The 26271-nt window shown below is 70.5% G+C and carries 26 protein-coding genes and 1 tRNA gene; 4 read left to right on the top strand and 23 right to left on the bottom strand.

The genetic code is table 11. From position 1 onward, the window contains the following. Positions 1-8: 8 nt before the first annotated feature. Positions 9-89: transfer RNA gene (locus Q5722_RS09695), tRNA-Tyr, on the bottom strand. A gap of 104 nt (positions 90-193) precedes the next feature. Here Q5722_RS09695 and Q5722_RS09690 point away from each other — a divergent pair. Together Q5722_RS09690 and Q5722_RS09685 are read left to right on the top strand one after the other, a co-directional pair. Then, complete coding sequence (locus Q5722_RS09690) at positions 194-685, top strand: YajQ family cyclic di-GMP-binding protein (protein WP_305028009.1); 492 nt, start codon at positions 194-196, stop codon at positions 683-685. 62 nt (positions 686-747) lie between these two features. Continuing rightward, positions 748-924, top strand: coding sequence for a hypothetical protein (locus Q5722_RS09685; protein ID WP_305028008.1), 177 nt, complete (start codon positions 748-750; stop codon positions 922-924). A gap of 60 nt (positions 925-984) precedes the next feature. On the opposite strand, the gene Q5722_RS09680 is transcribed toward Q5722_RS09685, so the two are convergent. Genes Q5722_RS09680 through Q5722_RS09665 form a run of 4 tightly spaced genes read right to left on the bottom strand, consistent with a single transcriptional unit; the run spans position 985 to position 4689 of the window. Continuing rightward, the gene (locus tag Q5722_RS09680; protein ID WP_305028007.1) at positions 985-1983 is read right to left on the bottom strand and encodes a sulfate/molybdate ABC transporter ATP-binding protein; all 999 of its coding nucleotides are present in this window, start codon (positions 1981-1983) and stop codon (positions 985-987) included. Positions 1984-1994: 11 nt separating this feature from the next. Continuing rightward, on the bottom strand, positions 1995-2807 hold the full coding sequence (locus Q5722_RS09675) for a sulfate ABC transporter permease (RefSeq protein WP_305028006.1): 813 nt from the start codon (positions 2805-2807) through the stop codon (positions 1995-1997). Next, the gene (gene cysT / locus Q5722_RS09670) at positions 2801-3670 is read right to left on the bottom strand and encodes a sulfate ABC transporter permease subunit CysT (RefSeq protein WP_305028005.1); all 870 of its coding nucleotides are present in this window, start codon (positions 3668-3670) and stop codon (positions 2801-2803) included. Before cysT ends, Q5722_RS09675 begins: the two co-directional genes overlap by 7 nt. Continuing rightward, positions 3667-4689: a sulfate ABC transporter substrate-binding protein gene (locus Q5722_RS09665; protein ID WP_305028004.1), complete on the bottom strand. Its 1023-nt coding sequence runs from the start codon at positions 4687-4689 to the stop codon at positions 3667-3669. The genes cysT and Q5722_RS09665 overlap by 4 nt, the downstream gene beginning before the upstream one ends. Positions 4690-4884: 195 nt before the next feature. On the opposite strand from Q5722_RS09665, the gene rarD reads away from it, so the two are divergent. After that, positions 4885-5796, top strand: a complete 912-nt coding sequence (rarD, locus tag Q5722_RS09660; protein ID WP_305028003.1) for an EamA family transporter RarD — start codon at positions 4885-4887, stop codon at positions 5794-5796. Between the two features lie 23 nt (positions 5797-5819). Here the strand turns inward: rarD and Q5722_RS09655 are convergent, their stop codons facing one another. The 17 genes from Q5722_RS09655 to Q5722_RS09575 all read right to left on the bottom strand — a co-directional run bounded on the left by Q5722_RS09655 (position 5820) and on the right by Q5722_RS09575 (position 24309). Beyond that, a complete protein-coding gene (locus Q5722_RS09655) occupies positions 5820-6830 on the bottom strand; it encodes a polyprenyl synthetase family protein (RefSeq protein WP_305028002.1) in 1011 nt (336 codons plus the stop codon). Continuing rightward, entirely contained in the window at positions 6827-8413 is a 1587-nt protein-coding gene (gene nuoN / locus Q5722_RS09650) for an NADH-quinone oxidoreductase subunit NuoN (protein ID WP_305028001.1), read from the bottom strand. The genes Q5722_RS09655 and nuoN overlap by 4 nt, the downstream gene beginning before the upstream one ends. Next, positions 8410-9888, bottom strand: a complete 1479-nt coding sequence (locus Q5722_RS09645) for an NADH-quinone oxidoreductase subunit M (RefSeq protein WP_305028000.1) — start codon at positions 9886-9888, stop codon at positions 8410-8412. Before Q5722_RS09645 ends, nuoN begins: the two co-directional genes overlap by 4 nt. Beyond that, the gene (gene nuoL, locus Q5722_RS09640; RefSeq protein ID WP_305027999.1) at positions 9888-11744 is read right to left on the bottom strand and encodes an NADH-quinone oxidoreductase subunit L; all 1857 of its coding nucleotides are present in this window, start codon (positions 11742-11744) and stop codon (positions 9888-9890) included. The genes Q5722_RS09645 and nuoL overlap by 1 nt, the downstream gene beginning before the upstream one ends. 7 nt (positions 11745-11751) lie before the next feature. Then, positions 11752-12066 carry an NADH-quinone oxidoreductase subunit NuoK gene (gene nuoK, locus Q5722_RS09635; protein ID WP_305028358.1) on the bottom strand — a complete coding sequence of 105 codons (315 nt, stop codon included), beginning with the start codon at positions 12064-12066 and terminating at the stop codon, positions 11752-11754. A gap of 8 nt (positions 12067-12074) precedes the next feature. Beyond that, a complete protein-coding gene (locus tag Q5722_RS09630) occupies positions 12075-12833 on the bottom strand; it encodes an NADH-quinone oxidoreductase subunit J (RefSeq protein ID WP_305027998.1) in 759 nt (252 codons plus the stop codon). Further along, positions 12830-13414 carry an NADH-quinone oxidoreductase subunit NuoI gene (nuoI, locus tag Q5722_RS09625; RefSeq protein ID WP_305027997.1) on the bottom strand — a complete coding sequence of 195 codons (585 nt, stop codon included), beginning with the start codon at positions 13412-13414 and terminating at the stop codon, positions 12830-12832. Before nuoI ends, Q5722_RS09630 begins: the two co-directional genes overlap by 4 nt. Next, the gene (nuoH, locus tag Q5722_RS09620; RefSeq protein WP_305027996.1) at positions 13414-14724 is read right to left on the bottom strand and encodes an NADH-quinone oxidoreductase subunit NuoH; all 1311 of its coding nucleotides are present in this window, start codon (positions 14722-14724) and stop codon (positions 13414-13416) included. The genes nuoI and nuoH overlap by 1 nt, the downstream gene beginning before the upstream one ends. After that, on the bottom strand, positions 14721-17120 hold the full coding sequence (locus tag Q5722_RS09615) for an NADH-quinone oxidoreductase subunit G (protein ID WP_305027995.1): 2400 nt from the start codon (positions 17118-17120) through the stop codon (positions 14721-14723). Before Q5722_RS09615 ends, nuoH begins: the two co-directional genes overlap by 4 nt. Continuing rightward, a complete protein-coding gene (nuoF, locus tag Q5722_RS09610) occupies positions 17117-18430 on the bottom strand; it encodes an NADH-quinone oxidoreductase subunit NuoF (RefSeq protein ID WP_305027994.1) in 1314 nt (437 codons plus the stop codon). The genes Q5722_RS09615 and nuoF overlap by 4 nt, the downstream gene beginning before the upstream one ends. Further along, positions 18427-19044, bottom strand: a complete 618-nt coding sequence (gene nuoE, locus Q5722_RS09605; RefSeq protein WP_305027993.1) for an NADH-quinone oxidoreductase subunit NuoE — start codon at positions 19042-19044, stop codon at positions 18427-18429. Before nuoE ends, nuoF begins: the two co-directional genes overlap by 4 nt. Beyond that, on the bottom strand, positions 19041-20372 hold the full coding sequence (locus Q5722_RS09600; RefSeq protein ID WP_305027992.1) for an NADH-quinone oxidoreductase subunit D: 1332 nt from the start codon (positions 20370-20372) through the stop codon (positions 19041-19043). Before Q5722_RS09600 ends, nuoE begins: the two co-directional genes overlap by 4 nt. Further along, positions 20372-21082, bottom strand: coding sequence for an NADH-quinone oxidoreductase subunit C (locus Q5722_RS09595; protein WP_439652492.1), 711 nt, complete (start codon positions 21080-21082; stop codon positions 20372-20374). The genes Q5722_RS09600 and Q5722_RS09595 overlap by 1 nt, the downstream gene beginning before the upstream one ends. Then, complete coding sequence (locus Q5722_RS09590) at positions 21075-21635, bottom strand: NuoB/complex I 20 kDa subunit family protein (protein WP_305027991.1); 561 nt, start codon at positions 21633-21635, stop codon at positions 21075-21077. Before Q5722_RS09590 ends, Q5722_RS09595 begins: the two co-directional genes overlap by 8 nt. Positions 21636-21645: 10 nt before the next feature. Beyond that, a complete protein-coding gene (locus Q5722_RS09585) occupies positions 21646-22002 on the bottom strand; it encodes an NADH-quinone oxidoreductase subunit A (protein ID WP_305027990.1) in 357 nt (118 codons plus the stop codon). Positions 22003-22291: 289 nt separating this feature from the next. Continuing rightward, entirely contained in the window at positions 22292-23617 is a 1326-nt protein-coding gene (locus Q5722_RS09580; RefSeq protein WP_305027989.1) for a geranylgeranyl reductase family protein, read from the bottom strand. A gap of 2 nt (positions 23618-23619) precedes the next feature. Next, the gene (locus Q5722_RS09575; RefSeq protein ID WP_305027988.1) at positions 23620-24309 is read right to left on the bottom strand and encodes a demethylmenaquinone methyltransferase; all 690 of its coding nucleotides are present in this window, start codon (positions 24307-24309) and stop codon (positions 23620-23622) included. A gap of 55 nt (positions 24310-24364) precedes the next feature. On the opposite strand from Q5722_RS09575, the gene Q5722_RS09570 reads away from it, so the two are divergent. Then, positions 24365-25630 (top strand): isochorismate synthase, encoded by a 1266-nt coding sequence (locus tag Q5722_RS09570; protein ID WP_305027987.1) that lies wholly within the window; start codon positions 24365-24367, stop codon positions 25628-25630. On the opposite strand, the gene Q5722_RS09565 is transcribed toward Q5722_RS09570, so the two are convergent. Further along, complete coding sequence (locus Q5722_RS09565; RefSeq protein ID WP_305027986.1) at positions 25620-26264, bottom strand: MBL fold metallo-hydrolase; 645 nt, start codon at positions 26262-26264, stop codon at positions 25620-25622. The genes Q5722_RS09570 and Q5722_RS09565 overlap by 11 nt on opposite strands. Between the last annotated feature and the right edge of the window lie 7 nt (positions 26265-26271).

Raw genomic sequence — 26271 nt, 5'->3', positions numbered from 1 at the left:
CCTGTCTGTGGCAGGTGAAGGATTCGAACCTTCGAAGCTTTCGCGACGGATTTACAGTCCGCTCCCATTGGCCGCTCGGGCAACCTGCCGTGTTGAGCCCCGGGTCACCCCGGCGACAACGGGTGGAAGAATAGCGCAGCACCCGACCCCTAGCGAAAACGCCCGCACCCTTGGGCGCAGGAGGAGCAAGGCCATGGCCGACTCGTCGTTCGACATCGTCAGCAAGATCGACCGCCAGGAGGTCGACAACGCGCTCGGCCAGACGGCCAAGGAGATCGCGACGCGCTACGACTTCCGCGGCACCAACGCAGCGATCAAGTGGTCCGGCGAGTACGGCATCGAGATCGAGGCGTCCGCCGACGACCGGGCCAACGCGATCCTCGACGTCTTCAAGGGCAAGCTCGTGAAGCGCAACCAGTCGCTCAAGATCGTCGACGCCTCGGAGCCGCGCCAGTCCGGCCAGCTCTCCAAGATCACGATCACGCTCAAGGAGGGCATCTCCTCGGAGAACGCCAAGAAGGTCTCGAAGCTGATCCGCGACGAGGGCCCGAAGGGCGTCAAGGCGCAGATCCAGGGCGACGAGCTCCGCGTCTCCTCCAAGTCGCGCGACGACCTGCAGGCCGTCCAGCGCCTGGTCACCGAGGCGGACTACGACTTCGCGGTGCAGTTCACCAACTACCGCTGACGCAGCACCACCACGACGCTGAGCCCTCCCCTACGGCGGGGGCTCAGCGTCATCTCGCCGCCGTGCGCGGCGACGACGCGGTCCAGCTGGAAGGGCTCGACAAACGTGGCGAGGCGCCCGGCGTCGAGCACCTCCCCCGCGTTGCTGACCTTCAGCGGTACGGGGCCGTGGTCTCGACGGGGATCGAGACGCTGCAGCACGTGCTGCGGCTCGACCGGGTGTCGACGACGTGCTCCTGAACGCCACCGGCGCGGGGCTCGCTGCGCTCGCCTCCGCGCCGTGGTGGCGCCCAGGTCGGATCAGGCGACGGTCAGCGGCGTACCTGACGGGAGACCGGCCGACGGCAGCGTGACAGCACCGGCGGCCGCGCTCAGCCAGACGTGGCGGCCGGTGTCGACGCCGAGGTGGCGGGCCGACGTCCGCGTGAGCGTCACGACGACCTCCTCCCCTGCATCGGTCAGGACGGTCACGCGGACCTCGAAGCCCACGCGGAGCACGCGGGAGACGACGCCCTCGATCGCCCCGACCGCGGTCGGGGCGGTCGTCAGCTCGATGTCGTGCGGGCGGATCAGCTGGCCACCGAGGGTGGTCGCCTCCCCGAGGAACGACATGACGAAGTCGGACGCCGGCGCGTCGTACAGCTCGTCGGGGGTGCCGACCTGCTCCACGCGACCCTGGTTGATGACGACGATCTCGTCGGCGACCTCGAGGGCCTCCTCCTGGTCGTGCGTGACGAAGACGGTGGTCACGTGGACCTCGTCGTGCAGCCGGCGCAGCCAGTCACGGAGCTCCTTGCGGACCTTCGCGTCGAGCGCGCCGAACGGCTCGTCCAGCAGCAGCACCGACGGCTCCACCGCGAGGGCACGGGCCAGCGCGAGACGCTGACGCTGCCCGCCGGAGAGCTGCGACGGCAGCCGGTCGGCGAACTGCGACAGGTGCACGAGCTCGAGGAGCTCGGCGACCCGCTGCTTGACCTCGGCCTTCGGCTTCTTGCGGATCTCCAGGCCGAACGCCACGTTCTTGGCGACGCTCATGTGCTTGAAGACCGCGTAGTGCTGGAAGACGAAGCCGACATTGCGCTTCTGCGGCGGGAGGTGGGTCGCGTTGGTGCCCTCGATCTCGACCGAGCCGGTGTCGGCGCGGTCGAGGCCGGCGATGATCCGCAGCAGGGTGGACTTACCACCGCCGGACGGGCCGAGAAGCGCGGTCAGCTGACCGGTCGGGAGGGACAGGTTGATGTTCTCGAGTGCCACGAAGTCCCCGAAGGACTTGTTGACACCGGTGATCTCGATGCTCATGGAAGGGTCCTTCAGGAAGCCGTGTGCTTGGGGCGGAGGAGGGCGACGACGACGATGCAGGCGACCGCGGCCGAGGCCAGCAGGAACGCCGTGGCGTACGCCGTCGGCTGGTCGAAGTTCTGGTAGCGCTCCTCGACGATGAGCGTGGCGGTCTGGGTCCTGCCGACGATGTTGCCGGAGACCACCTTGACCGCGCCGAACTCGCCGAGGGAGCGGGCCAGCGACAGCACCACTCCGTAGATGACCGCCCACCGGATGCTCGGCAGGGTGATCCGGGTGAAGGTCTGGAAGCCGTTCGCCCCGAGGCTGCGGGCCGCCCACTCCTGCTCGTCGCCGACCTCCTGGAGCGTCGGGACGACCTCGCGGATGACCAGCGGCAGGGCGACGAAGACGGTCGCCATCACGATGCCGGGAGTCGAGAAGATGACCTGGACGCCCGCGTCGGCGAGCGGCTGGCCGAACCAGCCCTTGGTGGGGCTGTAGACCAGCACGAGCGCGAGTCCGACCACGACCGGCGAGACCGACATCGGGATGTCGAGCAGCACCGAGAGCGCCCGGCGACCCCAGAAGCTGTGGCGCACGAGCAGGAGCGAGACGGTGACACCGAAGACGGTGTTGATGACCACTGCACTCACGGCCACGATCAGCGTCAGCTTCAGCGAGTGGACGACGTACGGGTCACCGAAGGCGTGCGACAGGGCGTCGAAGCCGTCCGCGAAGGTGTTGCGGACGACGAGCGAGACCGGCCACGCGACCAGCAGGAACAGGTACGCCACCACCAGCAGGCGCAGCGCCCAGCGGAGGGCGGGGGGCGTCTTCACCATCGCTTCGTCACCCGCCTCTGCAGCAGGTCCAGGGCGACGATGACCACCAGCGCGATCACCAGCAGGATCGTGGCGACGACCGCGGCCGAAGCCGTGTTGCCGCTCTCGATGGAGCTGATGATCCGCACCGACGCGACCTCCGTCTTGAACGGCAGGTTGCCGCTCAGCAGGACCAGCGAGCCGTACTCGGCGATGCCCCGCGCGAACGCCATTCCGGCGCCCGCCACGATCGCCGGAACCAGGCTGGGCAGGATCACCCGGCGGAACGTGTAGAAGCGGGTGGCCCCGAGCGAGGACGCGGCCTCCTCGACGTCGGTGTCGAGCTCCTCGAGCACCGGCTGCACCGTGCGGACGACGAACGGCAGCGTGACGAACGCAAGGGCCAGGAAGACAGCCGTCTTCGTGCTGGCGACGTTGACGCCGATCGGGCTCTTCGGGCCGTAGAGCGAGAGCAGCACGAGGCCGGCGACGATGGTCGGCAGCGCGAACGGGATGTCGATGATGACGTCGAGGATCGCTGCGCCGCGGAAGCGGTCGCGGACGAGCACCCACGCGATCGTCGTGCCCATCACGACGTTGAGGAGGGTGACGCCGAGCGCCTGGATGACCGTGAGCCTGAGGGCGGCGGAGGTCTGCGGGTTCTGCAGGACCTTGGTGAAGCCGTCCCAGCCGCCGGTGCTCGCCTGGACGACGACGGCGGCGAGCGGGATGAGCACGAGCAGGCTGAACCAGACGAGCGAGACGCCGAGCGCGAGGCCCGACGACGTGGTCAGTGCATCAACGGCCCGAGCCGGGCGGCGCTTGTGCGCCGCCCGGCCGGGTCGGACCCCATCCGTCGGGGTCAGCGTGGTCGCTGTGGTCACTCGGAGGTGCCCGTCGCGATCTGGATCTTCGTGACGATGCCGTTCTCCTCGTCGAAGAACTTGTCCTTCGCGGCGTCCCAGCCACCGAAGTCCTTCGCGATGGTGAGCAGCTTCTTCGGGGTCGGGAACGGGTTCGCCGGGTCGTTGGCGCCCTGGACCTCGCCGGTGATGCCGTCGATCACCGGGCGGTAGCCGCTGGCCAGGAAGTCCTTCTGGGCCTCGGGGGTGAACAGGAAGTCACGGAAGTCCGCGGCCGCCTTCGGGGCGTCCTTGGTGACCGCCGCCGGCGTCTCGATGAGGAGCGTCTGGTCGGGGACGATGTAGTCGATGTCCTCGCCCTTCTGCTTCGCGAGGATCGCCTCGTTCTCATAGGAGACCAGGACGTCGCCGTTGCCAGAGGTGAAGGACGTCAGGGCGTCCCGCGCCGAGCCGGGCAGCGAGACCGCGTGCTTGAAGTACTCCGTGAGGTACTTCTTCGCGTCGGCCTCGGTGCCACCGTTGGCGAGGACGTGACCGTAGGCCGCGAGGGTGTTCCAGCGGGCACCGCCGGAGGAGGCCGGGTTCGGCGTCACGATGCCGATGCCGGGCTTGACCAGGTCGTCCCAGCCGGTGATCTTCTTCGGGTTGCCCTTGCGGACCACGAGGACCACCACGGAGTCGGCGACGATGCCGTCGTGGCCGGTCTGGGTCTTCCAGTCGGAGTCGACCAGCTTGGCGTCGACGAGGCGGGTGACGTCGCTCTCCAGGGAGAAGTTGACGAAGTCGGCCGGCTGGCCGCCCTCGACCGCACGGCTCTGGTCGCCGGACGGGCCGTACGACTCGGAGAACTTCACGTCCTTGCCGGCCGGCGTCTTCTCGAAGGCCTTCTCGATGGAGGTGAACGCCGTCTGCGGCGTGGAGTACGCGACCAGGTCGATGGTCGTGCCCTTGCCACCGGCAGCGTCCGACGAACCGCATGCAGTCAGGCCGAGCGCTCCCACCAGAGTCGCGGCCACTGCGGTCGTGAGCTTCTTGCTCATGATGCTTCTCGCTTTCATCTGCGCCGGGGACCCCATGTCGATCCGGCGTATGTCGAGAACCTTAGGGGACTTTCGTTTCTTTGTCATCTTTCTCGGTGCACTTTGAGATGTAACCCGCGTCGCACGCGAAGGACCGGCGCGGACCCGCGTACGGGGGACGGAAAAACGGTTGCAGGGCCCACTAGCTTGGGAGCCATGTCAGAACAGCGGCGGGGCTTCCTGCTGGGCGCCGCGGCGTACGGGATCTGGGGGCTCTTCCCGCTCTACTTCCCGCTGCTCGAGCCGGCGGGAGCGCTGGAGATCCTCACCCACCGCGTGCTGTGGTCCGCCCTCACGATGGCCCTCGTCATCCTCGTGCTGCGGCGCTGGAACGCCGTGCAGGCGCTGGTCGCCGACCGACGGAGGCTGCGCTGGCTCGGAGTCGCCGCCGTCGTGGTCGCCTGCAACTGGGGCGGCTACATCTGGGGCGTCAACCACGGCCACGTCGTCGAGACGTCCCTCGGCTACTTCATCAACCCGCTGGTCACCGTGCTCCTCGGGGTCACCGTCCTCGGGGAGCGACTCCGCGGTCTCCAGTGGGCCGCCCTCGGGCTCTCGCTGGTCGCCGCGGTCGTGCTCACGCTCGACTACGGCCGGCCGCCGTGGGTCGCCCTGGTCCTGGCGGTCTCCTTCGGCCTCTACGGGCTCGCCAAGAAGCAGGCCGCCGCGGGGGCCGTGGAGAGCCTCACCCTCGAGACGGCCTTCCTCGCCCCGCTCGCCCTCGCGTACGTCATCGGCCTGGCCGCCGCCGGGGACTCGACGTTCGCGTCCGAAGGGCCCGGGCACGCCGCCCTGATGGCGTCGTCCGGCGTGGTGACCGCCGTGCCACTGGTCCTCTTCGGCGCTGCCGCCACGCGGATGCCGCTGGTCGTGCTCGGCCTCCTGCAGTACCTCGCGCCGATCATCCAGTTCACCCTCGGCCTGCTCGTCTTCGACGAGGCGATGCCGCTCGGACGCTGGATCGGGTTCGGGCTCGTCTGGTCGGCGCTGACCCTGCTGACCGTCGAGTCGCTGCTGCACCACCGGCGCCAGCAGCTCGTGCGCTCCGCCGAGGCCGCCGCGGTCTGACCCGCTACCCGGGGCCGCCCGCGTCAGGCCGTGCGCGTGGCGACCACGTCGGCGAACGCCTCGAGGGCGTCGCGGACCGGACCCTCGGGCAGGACCTTGAGCAGGTCCTTCGCCTCCTGGGCGCGCGCGATGACGTAGGCACGGGCCTCGTCCATCGCCGGGTGTGCCCGGAGCAGGCCGAGTGCCTCGGCGAGGTCGGCGTCGGACTCCAGAGAGGAGTCGAGGAGCTCGACCAGGCGAGCGTCCTCCGCGCGCTTGGCACGGCGGACGAGCAGCACGGGCAGGGTCGGGACGCCCTCGCGCAGGTCGGTGCCCGGGGTCTTGCCGGACTCCTCGGTCTCCGAGGCGATGTCGAGGATGTCGTCGCTGATCTGGAACGCCGCACCGACGATCTCGCCGTACGCCGCGAGCGCCTCCTCGACCTCGGCGGGTGCACCGGCGAAGCGAGCACCGTAGAGCGCGGAGGTGGCGATCAGGGAACCGGTCTTGCCGGCGACGACACGGAGATGGTGCTCGAGCGCGACCTCCTCCGACGCCGGCGGCACGGTCTCGAGGATCTGGCCCTCGACCAGGCGGGAGAACGTCCGGGCCTGGATCTTGACCGCGTCGGGGCCGAGGGCGGCGGTGAGCTCGGAGGACTTCGAGAAGAGCCAGTCGCCGGTCAGGATGGCGACGTGGTTGTCCCAGCGGGCGTTGGCCGAGTCGGCGCCACGACGCAGGGCCGCCTCGTCCATGACGTCGTCGTGGTAGAGCGACGCGAGGTGCGTGAGCTCGACGACGCAGGCCGCGTCGATCACCTGCGACGAAGCGGCGTCGGGGCCGGTCTCCGCGGCGAGGAGCACCAGCAGCGGGCGGAAGCGCTTGCCGCCGGCGTCCATGAGGTGGCGGGCCGCCTCCGTGACGAAGTCGGCCTCGCTCGTGATGTGGTCGGCCAGGGCCGCCTCCACCTCGACGAGGCGGGCCTTCAGACGCGCCGCGAGGGCCTCGTCGAGGACAGGGAGGGCCAGGGCGGGACCGGACGAAGTCGTGCTCACCTGATGAAGTCTCCCGCATGCGCCGCGAGATCGAGAACCGGGCCGGGTACGACGCCCAGGACGACCGTCGCGATGGCCGTCACAGCGATCGTCACGGAGGTCAGGACGCTCGGGATCACGACTGCCGGAGCATCCGACGCGGGCTCGGAGAAGTACATGAGGACGATCACCCGGATGTAGAAGAACGCCGCCATGGCCGAGGTCAGGACGGCAGCCACGACGACCGGCCACGCTCCCCCGCCCATCGCGCTGGCGAAGACCATCCACTTGCCCGTGAAGCCGGCCGTGAACGGCAGGCCGGCCAGCGAGAGCAGGAAGAGGGAGAACACCGCAGCGACGACGGGCGACGTCTTCGCCAGGCCCGCCCAGCCGCGGAGCTCACCGGACTCGCCGGCCGCGTCGCGCACCAGCGTCAGCACCGCGAACGCACCGAGCGTCATCAGGCCGTAGGTCACCAGGTAGAAGAGCACCGCCTGCGTCGAACCGACCTGGTCCTCGCCGAGCGTCGCGCCCGTGCCGAGGATGCCGGTGAGCACGAAGCCCGTGTGGGCGATCGAGGAGTAGGCCAGCATCCGCTTCACGTCGGTCTGCGCCACCGCCATGACGGCGCCGACCACCATCGTCAGCAGGGCGATCGCCCAGAGCATGGGCAGCCAGGTCCAGCGCTCACCGCCGAAGGCCACGGAGTAGAGGCGCAGCATCGCGACGAACGCCGCGACCTTCGTGCCCGCCGCCATGAACGCCGTCACCGGCGTCGGAGCACCCTGGTAGACGTCGGGCGTCCAGGCCTGGAACGGCACCGCACCGACCTTGAAGAGCAGGCCGACCGACAGCAGGCCGATACCGGCCAGGAGCAGCCCGCGCTCACCGGAGGTGTTGGCGATGGCGTCGGCGATGCCGCCGAAGCGCACGGTGCCGGCGTACCCGTAGACGAGGGCGATGCCGTAGAGCAGGAAGCCCGAGGAGAACGCGCCGAGCAGGAAGTACTTCATCGCGGCCTCCTGCGAGAGGAGGCGACGGCGGCGCGCGAGGCCGGTGAGCAGGTAGAGCGGCAGCGACAGCACCTCGAGGGCGACGAAGAGCGTGAGCAGGTCGTTCGCCGCCGCGAAGAGCAGCATGCCGCCGACCGCGAAGAGCAGCAGCGGGTAGACCTCGGTGTGCTCGAGGCCGCGCTCGCCGACACGGCGTTCGGCCGCGGTGCCGGGCAGCGCCGCCGCCTGGCCGGAGAACGCCGACACCCCGCCGTCGAGGTGGCGCTCCGCGAAGAGCAGCACACCGAGGAAGGCCACGACCAGCAGCAGTCCCCACGCGAAGACCGCAGGCCCGTCGACGGCGACCGCGCCCTCGGCGACGACCGAGCCCCGTGCCGCGCCGTGGCCCCGCTCGTCGAGGCCGGTGGCCACGTAGACCGTGCCGCCGAAGGCGACCGCGAGGGTGGCCAGCGTGAGCAGCACCTGGGTGACGTAGCGCCAGGCCCGCGGCACGAAGGCCTCCACGACGATGCCCACGCAGGCGGCGCCGAGGACCACGAGGAGCGGCCAGATCAGGTCGTAGCCCAGGTGCGGGCTCTGGAAGGTGGTCACTTCTGCGCCCCCGCCTCGATGGTCGACATGGTGTGGTCGCTCGCCGGGTTGATCACCGACAGGGCGAGCTGGGGCACGAAGCCGAGCAGGATCATCAGCGCGACCAGCGGCGCCACGGCCGCGATCTCGCGCGTGCCCACCTCGCTCACGCCGGCCAGCTCGGGCCGCTCGGGTCCCGTGACCGCCAGGCGGTAGGCCCGCAGGACGTACGCCGCGGCCAGCACGACGCCGGAGACGGCGATCGTGCCGACCCACCAGTGGTGCTCGAAGGCGCCCAGCATGACCAGGAACTCCGACACGAAGGGCGACAGGCCGGGCAGGCCCAGCGTTCCGAGTCCACCCAGCAGCAGCAGGGCGGCGAGGACCGGCGCCTTCTTCTCGACGCCGCCCATCTGCGAGAGGCGCGCAGTGCCGGTGCGCCTGATCAGGTACCCCGCGGCCAGGAAGAGCACGGCCGTCGCGAGACCGTGGTTGAACATGTAGAAGGTCGCACCCGAGACGCCCTGGGCGTTGACCACGAAGATGCCGAGCACGATGAAGCCGAAGTGGCTCAGCGAGGTCAGACCGGTCAGCACGAGCAGGTCGTCCTGGCCGAGCGCGAGCAGCGCGCCGTACACGATGGAGATCAGCGCGAGGGTGACCACCACCGGCGTGGCCCAGTGCGCGGCACCCGGGAAGAGCTCGAGGCAGAAGCGGAGCATGCCGTAGGTGCCGATCTTGTCGAGCACGCAGATCAGCAGCACGCTCGTGCCCGGGGTGGCGTTGCCCGTGGTGTCCGGCAACCAGGTGTGGAACGGGAAGATCGGCGCCTTGATCGCGAAGGCGAGGAAGAAGCCGAGGAAGAGCATCCGCTCCTGGCTGGTCGTCAGCGCGACCTGCTTCAGGTCCTCGATCAGGTACGACGCATGGCCGGTCTGCGCAGAGAACGCGTAGAGGGCCACGACCGCCGCCAGCATCACCAGGCCGCCGGCGAGCATGTACAGCAGGAACTTCACCGCCGCCGCCGTGCGGCGCGGCCCGTGGCCGTAGCTGCCGATGAGGAAGTACGCCGGGATCAGCGTCGCCTCGAAGACGAGGTAGAAGAGGAAGACGTCCTGGGCGCAGAAGACCGCGAGCGCGAGCGCCTCGACGACGAGCATCAGCGCGAAGAAGCCCTTGGTGTTGCGGTCGTCGGCGTCGTGCCAGCTGGCCGCGATCACGACCGGCACGAGGATCACGGTGAGCAGCACCATGGTGACGCCGAGCCCGTCGACCGCGAGCGCCCAGTGAGCGCCGATCGGCGCGATCCAGGTGTGCGTCTCGGCCCAGGTCTCGCCGGTGTCGGCGTTGGCGATCCCGACGACTGCTCCGCCGATGAGCGTCGCGATCGAGAACGCGAGCGCGCTCCACTTCGGCAGCGCGTCGCCGGGCCGGCTGGGGAACAGCGCGACCGCGAGGGCCCCGACCAGCGGGAGGGCGATGAGCAGGCTCAGCATCAGATGTTCACCACCAGGAGCGCGAGGACGACGAGCAGGCCGCCGCCGAGCACGGAGAGCGCGTAGGAGCGGACGAAGCCGTTCTGGATCCGGCGCAGCTGGAGCGAGCCGCCGACGGTCGCGGCGGCCTGCCCCATCACGACGCCGTCGATGACCGCCTTGTCGAAGACCATCAGGCCCTCGGCCAGGCGCACCGTCGGCTGGACGACGAGCACGTCGTTGATCGCGTCGCCGTACAGGTCGGCACGGGCGGCCTTCACGGGCCAGGCCACGTCCGAGGGAGCCTTGCGCGGCACGAACCGCTCGCCCACCGTGAACCACGCCGTCGCCACGCCGACCGCGACGGTCACGAAGACCAGCAGCGTGATGACGAACGCCGGCATCGGCAGCTCCTCGTGGTGCGCCTCGCCGACGACGGGACGCAGCCAGTCGGTGATCCAGCCACCGGCCAGCATGAGGCCGCCGAGGACGCTGAGCGCCGCGAGGACCATCAGCGGGATCGTCATCACCCGCGGCGACTCGTGCGGGTGCACGCCCTCGCTCCAGCGCTTCTCGGTGAAGAAGGTGAGCAGCATCAGCCGGGTCATGTAGAAGCCGGTGATGCCCGCGCCGAGCATCGCCAGCACGCCGACGACGGCGTTGTCGGCGAACGCGGTCTCGATGATCTTGTCCTTGGACCAGAATCCGGAGAAGCCCGGGAAGCCGATGATCGCGAGGTAGCCCATCGCGAAGGTCAGGAACGTGACCGGCAGCATCTTCTGCAGCGCGCCGTAGTGGCGCATGTCGACGTCGTCGTCCATCGCGTGCATGACCGAGCCGGCGCCGAGGAACATGTTCGCCTTGAAGAAGCCGTGCGTGAGCAGGTGGAAGATCGCGAACGCCGCACCCACCGGGCCGAGGCCCGCGCCGAGCATCATGTAGCCGATCTGGCTCATCGTGGAGCCCGCCAGCGCCTTCTTGATGTCGTCCTTCGCGCAGCCGAGGACAGCACCCCAGAGGAGCGTCACGACCGCGACCACGACGACGGCGGTCTGTGCCACCGGGGCGGCCTCGAAGACCACGCCGCTGCGGACGACCAGGTAGACGCCGGCGGTGACCATCGTGGCCGCGTGGATCAGGGCCGAGACCGGGGTCGGTCCCTCCATCGCGTCGAGCAGCCAGGCCTGGAGCGGCACCTGCGCGCTCTTGCCGCAGGCGGCGAGGAGCAGCGCGAGGCCGATGAGGGTCAGGGTGCGCTCGGACTCGCCGTCGAGGGAGCCGCCGATCTGGACGAAGTCGAGCGTTCCCACGTGGGACACGAAGAGGAACATCGCCAGCAGCAGGCCCATGTCACCGACGCGGTTCATCACGAAGGCCTTGCGCGCGGCGAGCGCCGCGGAGTGCTTGTGCTGCCAGAAGCCGATCAGCAGGTACGACGCCAGGCCGACGCCCTCCCAGCCGATGAAGAGCATCAGGTAGTTGCCGCCGAGCACCAGCAGCAGCATCGCGGCGACGAAGAGGTTGAGGTACCCGAAGAACCGGCGGCGCCGCTCGTCGTGCTCCATGTAGCCGACTGAGTAGACGTGGATCAGCGACCCCACGCCCGTGATCAGCAGGACGAAGAGAATCGAGAGCCGGTCGGCGTACAGGTCGGCGCCGACCTGGAAGGTGCCGACGTGGAGGAACTCCCACAGGTGCTGGTGGACCCCACCGCCTTCCGACTCGCTCGCGACCTGGCCGAACGTGACCAGCCCCAGCACGAACGACGTCGCGACCGTCGCGACGCCGAGCCAGTGGCCCCAGCGGTCGGTGGCCCGGCCCCCGAGGAGCAGGACGGCGGCACCCAGCAGCGGGAGGCCGATGATCAGAGCAAGCACGAGCGCCTCACAGCTTCAGCAGGTTGGCGTCGTCGACCGAGGCCGAACGGCGGGTGCGGAACAGGGTCATGATGATCGCGAGGCCGACCACGACCTCGGCCGCGGCCACCACCATCACGAAGAACGCGGCGATCTGGCCGGTCAGGTTGCCGTGGTAGCGGGCGAACGCGACGAGCGCGAGGTTGGCGGCGTTGAGCATCAGCTCGACGCACATGAAGACCACGATCGCGTTGCGCCGGATCAGCACGCCGACGCAGCCGATGGTGAAGAGGATGGTGCTGAGCACGACGTAGGGACCGACCTGGAACGCTGACACGACCATCGGGGTCATCACCGACCGCCCTCCCCGTGCGACTCCACCATCTTCTCGATCGCCTTGACGTCCTTCGGTGGCGCCTTCTCGTCGTGGCGGCCGACCAGCGTGCGGTTGAGCGACAGCTCGCTCGGCGTGCCGTCGGGCAGCAGGGCGGGCGTGTCGACCGCGTTGTGCCGCGCGTAGACACCCGGCGCGGGGAGCGGGCCGAGGTGGCGGCCGGATGCGGCGTACTCCTGGACCCGTCGGGCGGCGAGCTCCTTCTGCCCCGCCCGGGGCTCGAGCCGTTCGCGGTGGGCGAGGACCATCGCGCCGACGGCCGCGGTGATGAGCAGTGCCGACGTGGTCTCGAACGCGAGCACCCAGTCGGAGAAGAGCAGGTCCGCGAGGGCGTTGACGTTGCCGCCCTCGTTGGCCGCCGTCAGCCCGGTCGCCGTGCCGTAGCCGACCTGGCCGGCCGCGAGGCCGATCGTGAGGCCGAAGAGCACACCCACGACGAGGGCGGCGACGCGGTGGCCCTTGATCGTCTCCGTCAGGGAGTCGGACGCGTCGACGCCGACGAGCATGAGCACGAAGAGGAAGAGCATCAGGATCGCGCCGGTGTAGACGATGATCTGCACCGCGAAGAGGAACGGCGCCTCCAGGCTGGCGTAGAGCACGGCGAGGCTGATCATCACGACCGCGAGCAGCAGGGCCGCGTGCACGGCCTTGCGGACGACGAGGATGCCGAGGGCGGCCACCACCATGATCGGGGCCAGGCACCAGAAGGCGATCACGCGCGCTCCTCCCTCGTCGCCTCGAGCAGCTCGGTCAGCGAGGAGGGCTCCTCGACGAACTCGCCGCGGAAGTAGTTCTTCTCGTCGCCGTAGCGCGCCGGGTGCGGCGGCTGCTCCATGCCCGGCTGCAGCGGCGCGAGCAGGTCGGCCTTCTCGTAGATCAGGTCGGCGCGATTGTCGTCGGCCAGCTCGTACTCGTTGGTCATCGTCAGCGCACGCGTCGGGCAGGCCTCGATGCAGAGGCCACACAGGATGCAGCGCAGGTAGTTGATCTGGTAGACGCGGCCGTAGCGCTCACCGGGGCTGAACCGCTGGCTGTTGCCGTCGGCGTCCAGCTCGTCGGAGTTGTCCGCACCCTCCACGTAGATCGCGTCGGCCGGGCAGGCCCACGCGCAGAGCTCGCAGCCGACGCACTTCTCCAGGCCGTCGGGCCAGCGGTTGAGCTGGTGCCGTCCGTGGAAGCGCGGCGCCGTCTGCTCCTTCTGGAAGGGGTACTGCTCCGTGACGGGCTTCTTGAACATCGTCCGGAACGTCACCCCGAACCCGGCGACCGGGTCCCAGAGCGTCTCCTTGGCGCCCATCAGCGCACCTCCCCTGACTGGTCGAACACGAGCGGGGCAGCAGCGCCGCGCACGGCGCCGGCCTCGGGAAGCTGCGGCGTCGGGAAGCCCCCGGCGCGCGGCTCGGGCCGCTGGACCGGAGCCGGCACCGCCGCCTCCGGCGTGCGGGCGGGCCAGAAGACCAGGGCGACGCACCCGACGACGGCGACCCCGGCGACCACCGGCAGCACCGGTCCGCTGAAGAACGAGTCGAACGTGCCCTCGTTGCGCGCCACCCGCATCGTCGCCACGAGCAGGATCCAGACCAGCGAGATCGGGATCAGCACCTTCCAGCCGAAGGCCATGAACTGGTCGTAGCGCAGCCGGGGCAGCGTGCCGCGCAGCCACACGAAGAAGAAGATGAAGCAGAGCAGCTTGCCGAAGAACCAGAGCACGGGCCACCAGCCCTCGTTGGCACCGGCCCAGACCTGCGCGATGCCGAACGGCGCACGCCAGCCGCCCAGGAAGAGCGTCGTCGCGAGCGCCGAGACGGTCGCCATGTTGATGTACTCGGCGAGGAAGAAGAGCGCGAACTTCAGGCTGGAGTACTCGGTGTGGAAGCCGCCGACCAGCTCGCCCTCGGCCTCCGGGAGGTCGAACGGCGCACGGTTGGTCTCGCCGACCATCGAGATCACGTAGATGACGAAGCTCGGCAGCAGCACGATGCCGAACCACACCTTGTCCTGGGCGGCGACGATCGTGGACGTCGACATGGAGCCGGCGTACAGGAAGACCGCGACCAGGCTCAGGCCCATCGCGACCTCGTAGGAGATCATCTGCGCACTGGAGCGGAGACCGCCCAGCAGGGAGTACGTCGAGCCGGAGGCCCAGCCGCCGAGCACGATCCCGTAGATGCCGATCGAGGCGATCGCCATCACGAAGAGGACCGCCATGGGCATGTCGGTCAGCTGCAGCGGGGTGCGATGGCCGAAGACGGTCACCTCCGGGCCGAACGGGATCACCGAGAACGTGATGAAGGCCGGGATCGCCGCGATGACGGGGGCCAGCACGAAGACCACCACGTCGGCGGCCTTCGGGATGATGTCCTCCTTCAGCGCCAGCTTCACACCGTCGGCAAGCGACTGGAGCAGGCCGAAGGGGCCGTGCACGTTGGGGCCGATGCGGTGCTGCATGCGGGCCACCACGCGGCGTTCGAACCAGATGTTGAAGAGCGTCAGCAGCACGAGGACCAGGAAGATCGCGACGACCTTGCCGATGATCAGCCACCACGGGTCCTTGCCGAACGCCGAGAGGTCCTCGGTCACGGCGGCGATGCCGACGAGTGCCTTCATCGCTGGACTCCCTTCACGGAGACGGAGCCGCCGGGGCCGCTCAGCGTCGCGAGCACTCCCCCGGGCCAGGCGTTGGCGGGCACCCAGACGACGCCCTCGGGCAGGTCGGCGACCTCGACGGGGAGGGTCACCTGGCCACGGTCGCCGGTGAGGGTCACCTCGGTCGCGCCGCGGAGCATCTCGTGGGTCTCGGCGGTGATCCGGGCGACCGCGGGACGCTGCGTCGCCAGGAGGACGTCGGCGTCCGCGAGGAGGGCGCCGTGGCCGACCAGCTGCTTCCAGGTCGCCAGCGCGAGCTTGGTCTTGAGCACCTTGCGGGCGGGCCCCGGCTTCGCCGCGGGTGCGGCCGGGCGGGCGCCGTCCCAGGGGCCGACCTGCTCCATCTCGGCGCGGGCGCCCTCGGTGGTGGCGAAGCCGAGCGGGCTCCCGGCACCGACCTGGGCCATCTCCTCGGCGATCCCGGCCAGCACCCGGAGGTCGGCGAGCGATCCGGGGACGTCGAAGATCCGGGCGAAGGGGCGCGGCCGACCTTCCCAGGTGACGAACATGCCGGCCTTCTCGGTGACCGGCGCGACCGGGAACACCACGTCGGCTGCGCGGGTCACGTCGGTCGCGGTGAGCTCGAGGCTGACCACGAAACCGGCCGCGTCGATCGCCGCACGGGCGCCGGCGGGGTCGGCCAGGTCGTCGAGGTCGACCCCGCCGATCACGAGGCCGCCGAGCTCGCCGCTCGCCGCGGCCGCGAGGATCGCGTCGCCCTCGCGGCCCACGGTCGCCGGCAGGTGCTCGACCCCCCACGCGGCACCGAGGTCGATGCGGGCGGCCGGCTCCTCGACCGGACGCCCACCGGGCAGCAGGTTGGGCAGGCAGCCGGTCTCGACGGCACCGCGGTCACCGGCGCGCCGGGGCACCCAGGCCAGGCGGGCGCCGGACTGCTGCGCCAGTGCCGCCGCGGCGCTCAGGGCACCCGGCGAGGTCGCCAGGCGCTCGCCGACGAGGATCACGCTGCGGTCGTCGACATCCAGGGACACGATGGCCCCGGCCTCCTCGCCCGGCGCCGCCTGCACGAGGCTGCCGGCCAGCTTGCGGAGGCCGCGGCTGGCGTACGGCGCCACGGAGGCGACCGCGAGGCCGCCCTTGACCGCCTTCCGCAGCCGGAGGAAGAGCGTGCCGGCCTCGTCCTCGGGCTCCAGGCCCAGCAGCACGACCGTCGAGGCGTTGTCGAGGTCGGCGTACGTGACGTCGGAGGCGAGGGCCACCGTCGAGGCGAGGAACTCCGCCTCCTCCGCGGAGTGCGGGCGGGCGCGGAAGTCGATGTCGTTGGTCCCGAGCACCACGCGGGCGAACTTGGAGTACGCGTAGGCATCCTCGCCGGTCACGCGGCCGCCGGTGAGCACGCCGACGCCGCCGGCCTGCTTCGCCGCGGCGAGTCCGCGGGCCGCGACCGTGAACGCCTCGGGCCAGCTCGCCGCGCGCAGCTCGCCGGTCGCGGCGTCGCGCACCAGCGGGTGGGTGAGGCGCGCAGCCGGCCGCTGGTAGCGGAAGGCATAGCGGTCCTTGTCGGAGATCCACTCCTCGTTGACCTCCGGGTCGTTGCCGGCCAGCCGGCGGACGACCTTGCCGCGGCGGTGGTCGACGCGGATCGCCGCGCCGCACGCGTCGTGCTCGGCGATGCTCGGGCTGGAGACCAGGTCGAACGGGCGGGCCCGGAAGCGGTAGTCGGCCGAGGTGAGCGCACCCACGGGGCAGATCTGGACGATGTTGCCGGAGAAGTAGGAGTCGAACGGCGCGTCGGTCGGCGTGCCGATCTGCTGCTGCGCACCACGCTCGATCAGCGCGATGCCCGGGTCACCCGGGATCTCCGCCGCGAACCGGGTGCAGCGCTGGCAGACGATGCAGCGCTCGCGGTCCAGCAGGATCTGCGGCGAGATCGCGATCGGCTTCACGAAGGTGCGCTTGACGCCGCCCTGGGCGGCGAAGCGACTCTCGTCCTGGCCGTTGGACATCGCCTGGTTCTGCAGGGGGCACTCGCCCCCCTTGTCACACACGGGGCAGTCGAGCGGGTGGTTGATGAGCAGCAGCTCCATCACGCCCCGCTGCGCCTTCTCGGCGACCTCGTTGGTCACCTGGGTCTCGACGACCATGCCCTCGGCGCAGGTGAGCGTGCAGGAGGCCTGCGGCTTCGGGATCGGGCGGCCGTTGCCGCCGTCGGGGACCTCCACGAGGCACTGGCGGCAGGCGCCGACCGGCGCGAGCAGCGGGTGGTCGCAGAAGCGCGGCACCTGGACGCCGACCTGCTCGGCCGCGCGGATCACCAGCGTCCCGGCGGGAACGGTGACGGACTGGCCGTCGATGGTCAGCGTGACCTTCGCGTCGGACTTCGCCGGCGTGCTCATGCGTGCACCTCCTGGCGCGGGGCCCAGGCGGTCGAGGCCGCCGGGTCGAAGGGACAGCCACCGTGCTCGAGGTGCGCGAGGTACTCCTCGCGGAAGTGCTGGATGGAGCTGACGACGGGCGAGGTCGCGCCGTCACCGAGCGCACAGAACGAGCGGCCCGCGATGTTGTCGCACTGGTCGAGCAGCTGGTCGAGGTCGGCGGCGGTGCCCTGGCCGGCCTCGAGGCGGCTCAGCACCTGCACCAGCCACCACGTGCCCTCGCGGCACGGCGTGCACTTGCCGCACGACTCGTGCTTGTAGAACTCGCTCCACCGCAGGACGGCGCGGACGACGCAGGTGGTCTCGTCGAAGACCTGCAGCGCGCGCGTGCCGAGCATCGACCCCGCGGCGCCGACTCCCTCGTAGTCGAGGGGGACGTCGAGGTGCGCGTCGGTGAGGATCGGGGTGCTCGAACCGCCGGGGGTCCAGAACTTCAGCTGGTGGCCGTGCCGGACTCCCCCGGCCAGGTCGAGCAGCTCGCGCAGCGTGATGCCGAGGGGCGCCTCGTACTGGCCCGGGCGGGTGACGTGGCCCGACAGCGAGTAGATGACGAAGCCCTTCGACTTCTCCGTGCCGAGCCCCGCGAACCAGTCGGCCCCCTTGCCGATGATCGAAGGGACCGAGGCGATCGACTCCACGTTGTTGATGACGGTCGGACGCGCGTAGAGGCCCGCGACCGCCGGGAACGGCGGGCGCAGGCGCGGCTGGCCGCGACGACCCTCGAGGGAGTCGAGCAGCGCGGTCTCCTCGCCACAGATGTAGGCACCGGCGCCGGCATGGACGATGAGGTCCACCCCGGACGGGCTGTCCGGGCCGAGGTGGCCCGCGGCGTACGCCTCGGCGACGGCGGCACGCAGGCGGCGGATCACGTGGAGGACCTCCCCGCGCACGTAGATGAAGGCCTGCTTCGCGCGGATGGCGTAGCTGCTGATGATGACGCCCTCGACCAGGGTGTGCGGGCTGGCCATCATCAGCGGGATGTCCTTGCAGGTGCCCGGCTCTGACTCGTCGGCGTTGACGACGAGGTAGCGCGGCTGCGGGTCGCTCTCGTCGTACGGCGGGAGGAAGCCCCACTTCATGCCGGTCGGGAAACCCGCCCCACCGCGGCCGCGCAGGCCGGACTCCTTGACCGCGTCGACGATCTCGTCGGGAGTCCTGGTCAGGGCGGTGGCGAGCGCCCGGTAGCCGCCCTGGGCGGTGTAGGCCTCGAGGGTCCAGCTGCGGTCGGTGCCCCAGTTGGCGGTGAGGACGGGGGTGATCGGGCTGCTCACTTGCCCTCCAGCGTCTTCAGGCCGGCCAGCGACGCCTCGCCCGCCGACGGGCCCTCGTCGGCGCGGCCGTCGTCGAAGCCGGCGAGGACGCGCTCGGCCTCGCGCCAGCTGCAGATCTTCGCGCCACGCGTCGCGGTCACGCTGCGGCCCGCGCGGAGGTCGTCGACGAGCTGCTTCGCCGACTCCGGCGTCTGGTTGTCGAAGAACTCCCAGTTGACCATCACGACCGGGGCGAAGTCGCACGCGGCGTTGCACTCGACGTGCTCCAGGGTGACCTTGCCGTCGGCGGTCGTCTCGTCGTTGCCGACGCCCAGGTGCTCCTTCAGCTCGGCGAAGATCTGGTCGCCGCCCATCACCGCGCAGAGCGTGTTCGTGCAGACACCGACGTGGTGCTCTCCGACCGGCTTGCGCTTGTACATCGTGTAGAAGGTCGCGACACCGCTGACCTCGGCGGCCGTGAGCCCGAGGATCTCCGCGCAGGCGTTGATGCCCTCGGCGGTCACACGGCCCTCGGCGGACTGGACGAGGTGGAGCATCGGCAGCAGGCCCGACCGCGCGTGCGGGTAGCGCGCGGCGATCTCCTGCAGTTCGGCGTACGTCTTCTCCGTGATCATCGGTCGACGCCTCCCATGACCGGGTCGATGCTGGCGATCGCGACGATGACGTCGGCGACCGCGCCGCCCTCGCTCATCACGCTGGTGGCCTGCAGGTTCGTGAAGCTGGGGTCGCGGAAGTGCACGCGGTAGGGGCGGGTGCCGCCGTTGGAGACGACATGCGCACCGAGCTCGCCGCGCGGACTCTCCACGGGGACGTAGGCCTGGCCCGCGGGGACCCGGAACCCCTCGGTGACCAGCTTGAAGTGGTGGATCAGCGCCTCCATCGACTCGCCCATGATGTGGCGGATGTGGTCGAGGGAGTTGCCCATGCCGTCGGCGCCGATGGCGAGCTGGCTGGGCCAGGCGATCTTCTTGTCGGCGACCATGACCGGCGCGCCCTCCAGGCCGGCCAGCCGGGTGGCGGCCTGCTCGACGATGCGCAGGCTCTCCTCCATCTCGGCCAGGCGGACGCGGAACCGGCCGTAGGCGTCGGCGGTGTCCCAGGTGATCACGTCGAAGTCGTAGTCCTGGTAGCCGCAGTAGGGGCTGGTCTTGCGGAGGTCCCACGCGTAGCCCGTGCTGCGCAGCACCGGGCCCGAGATGCCGAGGGCGAGGCAGCCCTCGAGGTCGAGGTGACCGACACCTTCGAGGCGGGCCTTGAAGATCGGGTTGGCGTTGCACAGGGCGGCGTACTCGGGGAGTCGCTTGCGCATGAGCGCGACGAACGAGCGGATCTCGTCGAGGGCACCGGGCGGGAGGTCCTGGGCGACGCCGCCGGGACGGATGAACGCGTGGTTCATGCGCAGGCCGGTGATCAGCTCGAAGAGGTCGAGGATCAGCTCGCGCTCGCGGAACCCGATCGTCATCACCGTCAGGGCCCCGATCTCCATGCCCCCGGTGGCGATGCAGACCAGGTGGCTGGAGATCCGGTTCAGCTCCATCAGGAGGACGCGCATGACCTGCGCCTTCTCCGGGATGTCGTCCTCGATGTCGAGCAGCCGCTCGACGCCGAGGCAGTAGGTGGCCTCGTTGAAGAACGGGCTCAGGTAGTCCATGCGGGTGCAGAACGTGACGCCCTGCACCCAGCTGCGGAACTCCATGTTCTTCTCGATGCCGGTGTGCAGGTAGCCGATGCCGCAGCGGGCCTCGGTGACCGTCTCGCCCTCGAGCTCGAGGATCAGCCGCAGCACTCCGTGGGTCGAGGGGTGCTGCGGACCCATGTTGACCACGACACGCTCGGTGGCGTCGGGGTTGAGCTCGTCGGTGAACTGGTCCCAGTCCTGGCCGCCGACCGTGAAGACACGGCCCTCGGTGGTGTCGGTGGAGGGTGCGTATGCGTCGCTCATCAGGAGTAGGACCTCCGCTGGTCCGGCGGCGGCACGGTGCCGCCCTTGTACTCGACCGGGATGCCGCCGAGGGGGTAGTCCTTGCGCTGCGGGTGGCCCGGCCAGTCATCGGGCATCTGGATCCGGGTCAGCGCCGGGTGGCCGTCGAAGACGATGCCGAAGAAGTCCCAGGCCTCGCGCTCGTGCCAGTCGAGGGTCGGGTAGATCGCAACGCCGCTGGGCAGGTGCCGGTCGTCGTCGGGGGTGGAGGTCTCCACCCGGATCCGGCGGTTGAAGGTCATGCTCAGCAGGCTGTACACCGCGTGGAGCTCGCGGCCGGTGTCGTCGGGGTAGTGCACGCCGTCGACGCCGGCGCAGAACTCGAAGCGCTGGTCGTCGCGGAGCCGCTGCAGGACCTCCCGCACGTGCTCGCGCGCGACGTGGAACGTGATCTCGCCGCGATGGATGACCACACGCTCGACGAGGCCGTCGATGCTGTCGGCCACCACGTCGTACCAGCCGCCGTAGGGCCGCTCGGCCTGGCCGGGGTAGACGATCGGCGCCACGAGGCCGCCGTAGCCGCTGGTGTCTCCGGAGCCCTTGGCCCCGAACATCCCCGTGCGTACGCCGACCGCCGGGCTGCGGACGAACCCGGAGGTCGAGTCGGTGGTCGCCTCGACCTCGGGCGAGCTGCCCTCGTGGGTCACGGGCTGCGGGTCCTTCTCACTCACCACGCATCAGGCCCTTCATCAGGCTCGTCGGGGTGGCGATCAGGCCCTGCTCCTCGAGCTCGAGGATCTGCTTCTGGCGGTGGGCGCCGAGCTTGCCGTGCTGGACCTGGTCGTGGAGCTTGAGGATCGCGTCGATCAGCATCTCCGGGCGCGGCGGGCAGCCGGGGAGGTACATGTCGACGGGCACGACGTGGTCGACGCCCTGCACGATCGCGTAGTTGTTGAACATGCCGCCCGAGCTCGCGCAGACGCCCATGGCCAGCACCCACTTGGGCTCGGCCATCTGGTCGTAGATCTGACGCAGGACGGGAGCCATCTTCTGGCTCACGCGCCCGGCGACGATCATCAGGTCGGCCTGGCGCGGACTGGCCCGGAAGACCTCCATGCCGAAGCGGCCCAGGTCGTACTTCGGGCCGCCGCTCGTCATCATCTCGATCGCGCAGCAGGCCAGCCCGAACGTCGCCGGCCAGAACGCGGCCTTGCGCATGTAGCCGGCCAGCCCCTCGACCGTCGTCAGCAGGACTCCGCTGGGGAGCTTCTCCTCGAGACCCATCAGTGTTCCCTCAGTCCCAGTCCAGGCCGCCGCGGCGCCACACGTAGGCGTAGGCGACGAAGACCGTCGCCAGGAAGATCGCCATCTCGGCCAGCCCGAACCAGCCGAGGGCGTCGAAGTGGACCGCCCACGGGTACAGGAAGACGATCTCGATGTCGAAGACGATGAAGAGCATCGCGACGATGTAGTACTTCACCGGGAAGCGGCCGCTCAGCGCGTTGGGCGTCGGCTCGATGCCGCACTCGTAGGCATCGAGCTTCGCGCGGTTGTAGCGCTTCGGGCCGGTGAAGCTGCTCATCACGACCGAGAAGATCGCGAATCCTGCCGCCAGCACGGCCAGCGCCAACACCGGGACGTAGAGCTCCACACACCCTCCTGCGCGCTTGTGAATCCATTCACTTGAGTGGCCCGGCTCACACTGTACGACCCAGGGGGTGACGTCAACAGGGCACCCCGGATGCGTGTCCGGATCACCCGGATTCCTTTGTGCTGCAGGGGTCCGGCCGTCGAGAACGCGCGTCGGGATGCACCGGGAAGCGGATCCGCGACGTGCGTGTCGCGCTGCGTCGTCCTGCGTGTGCATGACGATGCGCCCACGCTGTGCCGGAGCTCGGCGCGGCGTACTGCACGTGCGAGAGGTCGCGCAGCCGCAACGATCAGGCGTCGGGCGCGATCTTCGCCAGCGCGTTGATGATCCGGTCGTGGGCGTCGCCCTTGTGGTCGGTGAGGTTCGCCATCAGCTTCAGCGTGAACCGCATCAGTGCCGGGCGCGGCAGGCCGTGCCTGGTCGCGAGCTTCATGACCTTCGGGTTGCCGATCAGCTTCGCGAAGCCGCGGCCGAGGGTGAAGTAGCCGCCGTAGGCCTGGTCGAGCGCCGCCTGGTAGCCGTGGAGGACCCGCTCCCGCTGCAGGCCCGCCGGACGGGCCAGCGCCTGGACCATGACCTCCGCCGCCATGTGGCCGGCCTCGAGGGCGTAGTCGATGCCCTCGCCGTTGAACGGGTTGACCATGCCACCCGCGTCGCCGACCAGGAGCAGGCCGTTGCGGTAGTGCGGCTTGCGGTTGAAGCCCATCGGCAGGGCGGCCGAGCGGACCTCGCCGACGAGGTTGGACGGGTCGCTGAAGCCCATCTCCTCCGGCGTGTGCGCGAGCCAGGTGCGGATCGCGGCCTTGGAGTCGTAGGTCCGGAACGCTGCCGAGGAGTCGAGGATGCCGAGGCCGACGTTGGCCGTGCCGTCGCCGCACGGGAAGATCCAGCCGTAGCCGGGAAGCTGGTTGGACTCCCCCGGCTTGCCGTCCCACAGCTCCAGCCAGGACTCCATCCACGGGTCGTCGTGCATCGGCGTCTTGTAGTACGCGCGTGCTGCGACCGCCATCGGACGGTTCTCGCGACGCGTGATGCCGAGGCCGGTGGCCAGCCGGGAGGACACGCCGTCGCACGCGACGACGAGCTGCGCGCGGTACGTCACGTCGTCGCCGGCCCGGCGGCCGTTGGCGTCGAGGGGCTTGGCGGTGACACCGACGATGCGGCCGGCGGCGTCGAGGACCGGCCCGGTCACCGAGGTGCGCTCGAGCAGGCGGGCGCCGGCCTTCTGGGCGTGACGGGCGAGCAGCTCGTCGAGCTGCATGCGCGGCCGCACCATGCCGTACGCCGGGAAGCTGGCGAGCTCGGGCCACGGCAGCTCGATGCGGTGGCCCGCGCCGATGATGCGCAGGCCCTTGTTCTTCTGCCAGCCCGGCTCGTCGAGGTCGAAGCCCATGCCGATCAGCTGCTTGACCGCGCGCGGGGTGAGGCCGTCGCCGCAGACCTTGTCGCGCGGGAACGACGACTTCTCCAGCAGCAGCACGTCGATCCCGGCGTTCGCGAGGTGGTACGCCGTGGCGGCACCGGCCGGTCCGGCGCCCACGACGATGACCTGGGCCTCGCGCTCGTCGCGCGCGGGGGTGCCGAGTCCGAAGAGCGCGTCAGCAGGAGAGCTCATGGTCAGGCCACACCTCGGTGCAGGGCGACGATGCCGCCGGTCAGGTTGCGGTGCTCGACGTGCGTCCAGCCCGCCTCCTGGAGCAGGCGGGCCAGCCCCGCCTGGTCGTGCCAGGCACGGATCGACTCGGCGAGGTAGACATAGGCGTCGGGCGAGGAGGACGCGGCCTTGGCGATCGCCGGGAGGCCCTTCATCAGGTACTCGAGGTAGAGCGTGCGGAAGGCACCGTTGGTGGGGTGCGAGAACTCGCAGACGACCAGCCGGCCGCCGGGGCGCGTAACGCGCCGCATCTCCTTCAGGCCCGCGACGGTGTCGACGAAGTTGCGCAGGCCGAAGGAGATGGTGACCGCGTCGAAGGTGTCGTCGGCGAACGGCAGCTTCGTGCCGTCGCCCGCGACGAAGTTGAGGGTCGGGCGGACCTTCTTGCCTGCCTGCAGCATGCCGACCGAGAAGTCGCACGGCACGACGTGGACGCCGGCCTCCGCGAACGGCACGGACGACACGCCCGTGCCGGCAGCCAGGTCGAGGACGCGGTCGCCGGGGCGCGCGCCCACGGCCGCGATCATCTCCTTGCGCCAGTGCCGGTCGATGCCCGCCGAGAGCACGGTGTTGGTCACGTCGTAGCGCTTGGCGACGGCGTCGAACATGCGGCGTACGTCGGTGGGCTTCTTGTCCAGCTCGGCTCGGGTCACGGGGCACAGACTAGGCGGTCCACGTGCGCGATGGTCGCCGGACTAGGCTGCGCGCATGACCCAGACCGCCGGGGGGACCTCAGAGGTCCGCACCCCCCTCGACGTACGGACCGCGCTGGTCCCCGCGTCGGACGCGGCAGCGGTCGGCGCGCTGGTCGACCTCCTCCCGGCCGAGGCCCCGCTGAGCTGGCTGCGCCGCGGCGAGGGGCTCGTGGGCTGGGGCGTCGCTGCCTCGGTGCGCACCACCGGCCCGACGCGCTTCTCCGACGCCGCGAAGTGGTGGTCCGAGACGACGGCGCTGGCGACCGTCACCGACGAGGTCGAGGAGCCCGGCAGCGGCCTGGTCTGCTTCGGCGCGTTCACCTTCTCCGACGAGCCGGGGGCCTCGGACTCCGTCCTCGTCGTGCCCTCGGTCGTCGTCGGACGCCGCGGCGACCTCCTCTGGGTCACCACCGTCGGCGGGGCGAAGCCGTCGCTCGAGCCGACGGATGCCCCGGCCGCGCCTGCCGACCTCCGGTTCAGCGACGGCGCGCTCAGCGGACCGGCCTGGATGGCGGTCGTCGCCGACGCGGTCTCCCGCATCGAGGCCGGTGACCTGGAGAAGATCGTGCTCGCCCGCGACCTCATCGCCGAGGCCTCCGCCCCGATCGACCCGCGCTGGCCCCTGCGCCGGCTCGCCTCGGCGTACCCGACGTGCTGGACGTTCCACGTCGACGGTCTCTTCGGCGCCACCCCCGAGATGCTGGTCCGCCGCGAGCGCGGCCTGGTCACCTCCCGCGTGCTCGCCGGCACCATCCGCCGCACCGGCGACGACGAGCGCGACCTCGCTCTGGCCGCGATGCTCGCCCACTCCAGCAAGGACCTCGAGGAGCACGAGTACGCCGTCCGCTCGGTCGCCGAGGCGCTCGAGCCGTACTGCTCCTCGATGAACGTGCCCGAGGCGCCGTTCGTACTGCATCTGCCCAACGTGCTGCACCTCGCGACCGACGTCGCCGGTGTCGCGCGCGACGGCGAGAGCTCGCTCGAGCTGGCTGCCGCCCTGCACCCCTCCGCCGCCGTCGGCGGCACCCCCACACCCGTCGCGCGTGCGCTGATCAGCGAGATCGAGGGCATGGACCGCGGCCGCTACGCCGCCCCCGTCGGCTGGATGGACGCCAGCGGCGACGGCGAGTGGGGCATCGCGCTGCGCTCGGGCGTCATCGACGGCTCGACCGTCCGGCTCTTCGCCGGCTGCGGCATCGTCGGCGGCTCGGACCCCGAGGCGGAGCTGGCGGAGTCGCAGGCGAAGTTCGTGCCGGTGCGCGACGCGCTCACCAGCTGAGCTCGGTCGCCTCCGGGACACGCGCGTAGTCCAGGCCTGAGGCGCCGAGGAACCGGCCCAGGTGCCCGTCGACGACCCCGAGGCCGCGCTCGCTGTAGATCTCGTCGTGGATCGCCAGGTTGTGGGCGGCGCCGACACCGCGGGCGAAGTCGATCGCCTCGCCGATCTTCAGCCACGGGGCGCTCACCGGCAGGCACAGCACGTCGACGTGCTCCCCCGGCGCGGTCAGCGCATCACCCGGGTGGAAGAGCCGGGTGTGACCGTCGCTCACGAGGTAGCCGCTGTTGTGGATCCGCGGGATCTCGTGGTGGATCTCCGCGTGCATCTCGCCCACGGTCTCGACCTGGAAGCCGGCGACCGTGAGGCCGGTACCCGGCTGCAGCACCGTCACCCGCTCCCGCACGTCGGGAGCCTCCGCGGCGAGCAGCTGGGCGACTCCGCCGATGGTGAAGACCTCTGCATCGGTACGCCGCAGCAGGTCGGCGCTCACGTGGTCGGGGTGCTCGTGGGTGATGAGCACCCCGTCCGCGCCGTCGACCGCCTCGGCGCTCGTCCACCCGCCCGGGTCGATGACGAGAACACGACCCTCGTGCTCGATCCGGACGCAGGAGTGACCGAACTTGATGATCCGCATGGGCCCG

The organism is Nocardioides jiangxiensis (genome assembly GCF_030580915.1).
GTDB classification, from domain to species: Bacteria; Actinomycetota; Actinomycetes; order Propionibacteriales; family Nocardioidaceae; genus Nocardioides; species Nocardioides jiangxiensis.
This window is presented reverse-complemented; position numbering and strand designations above follow the sequence as displayed.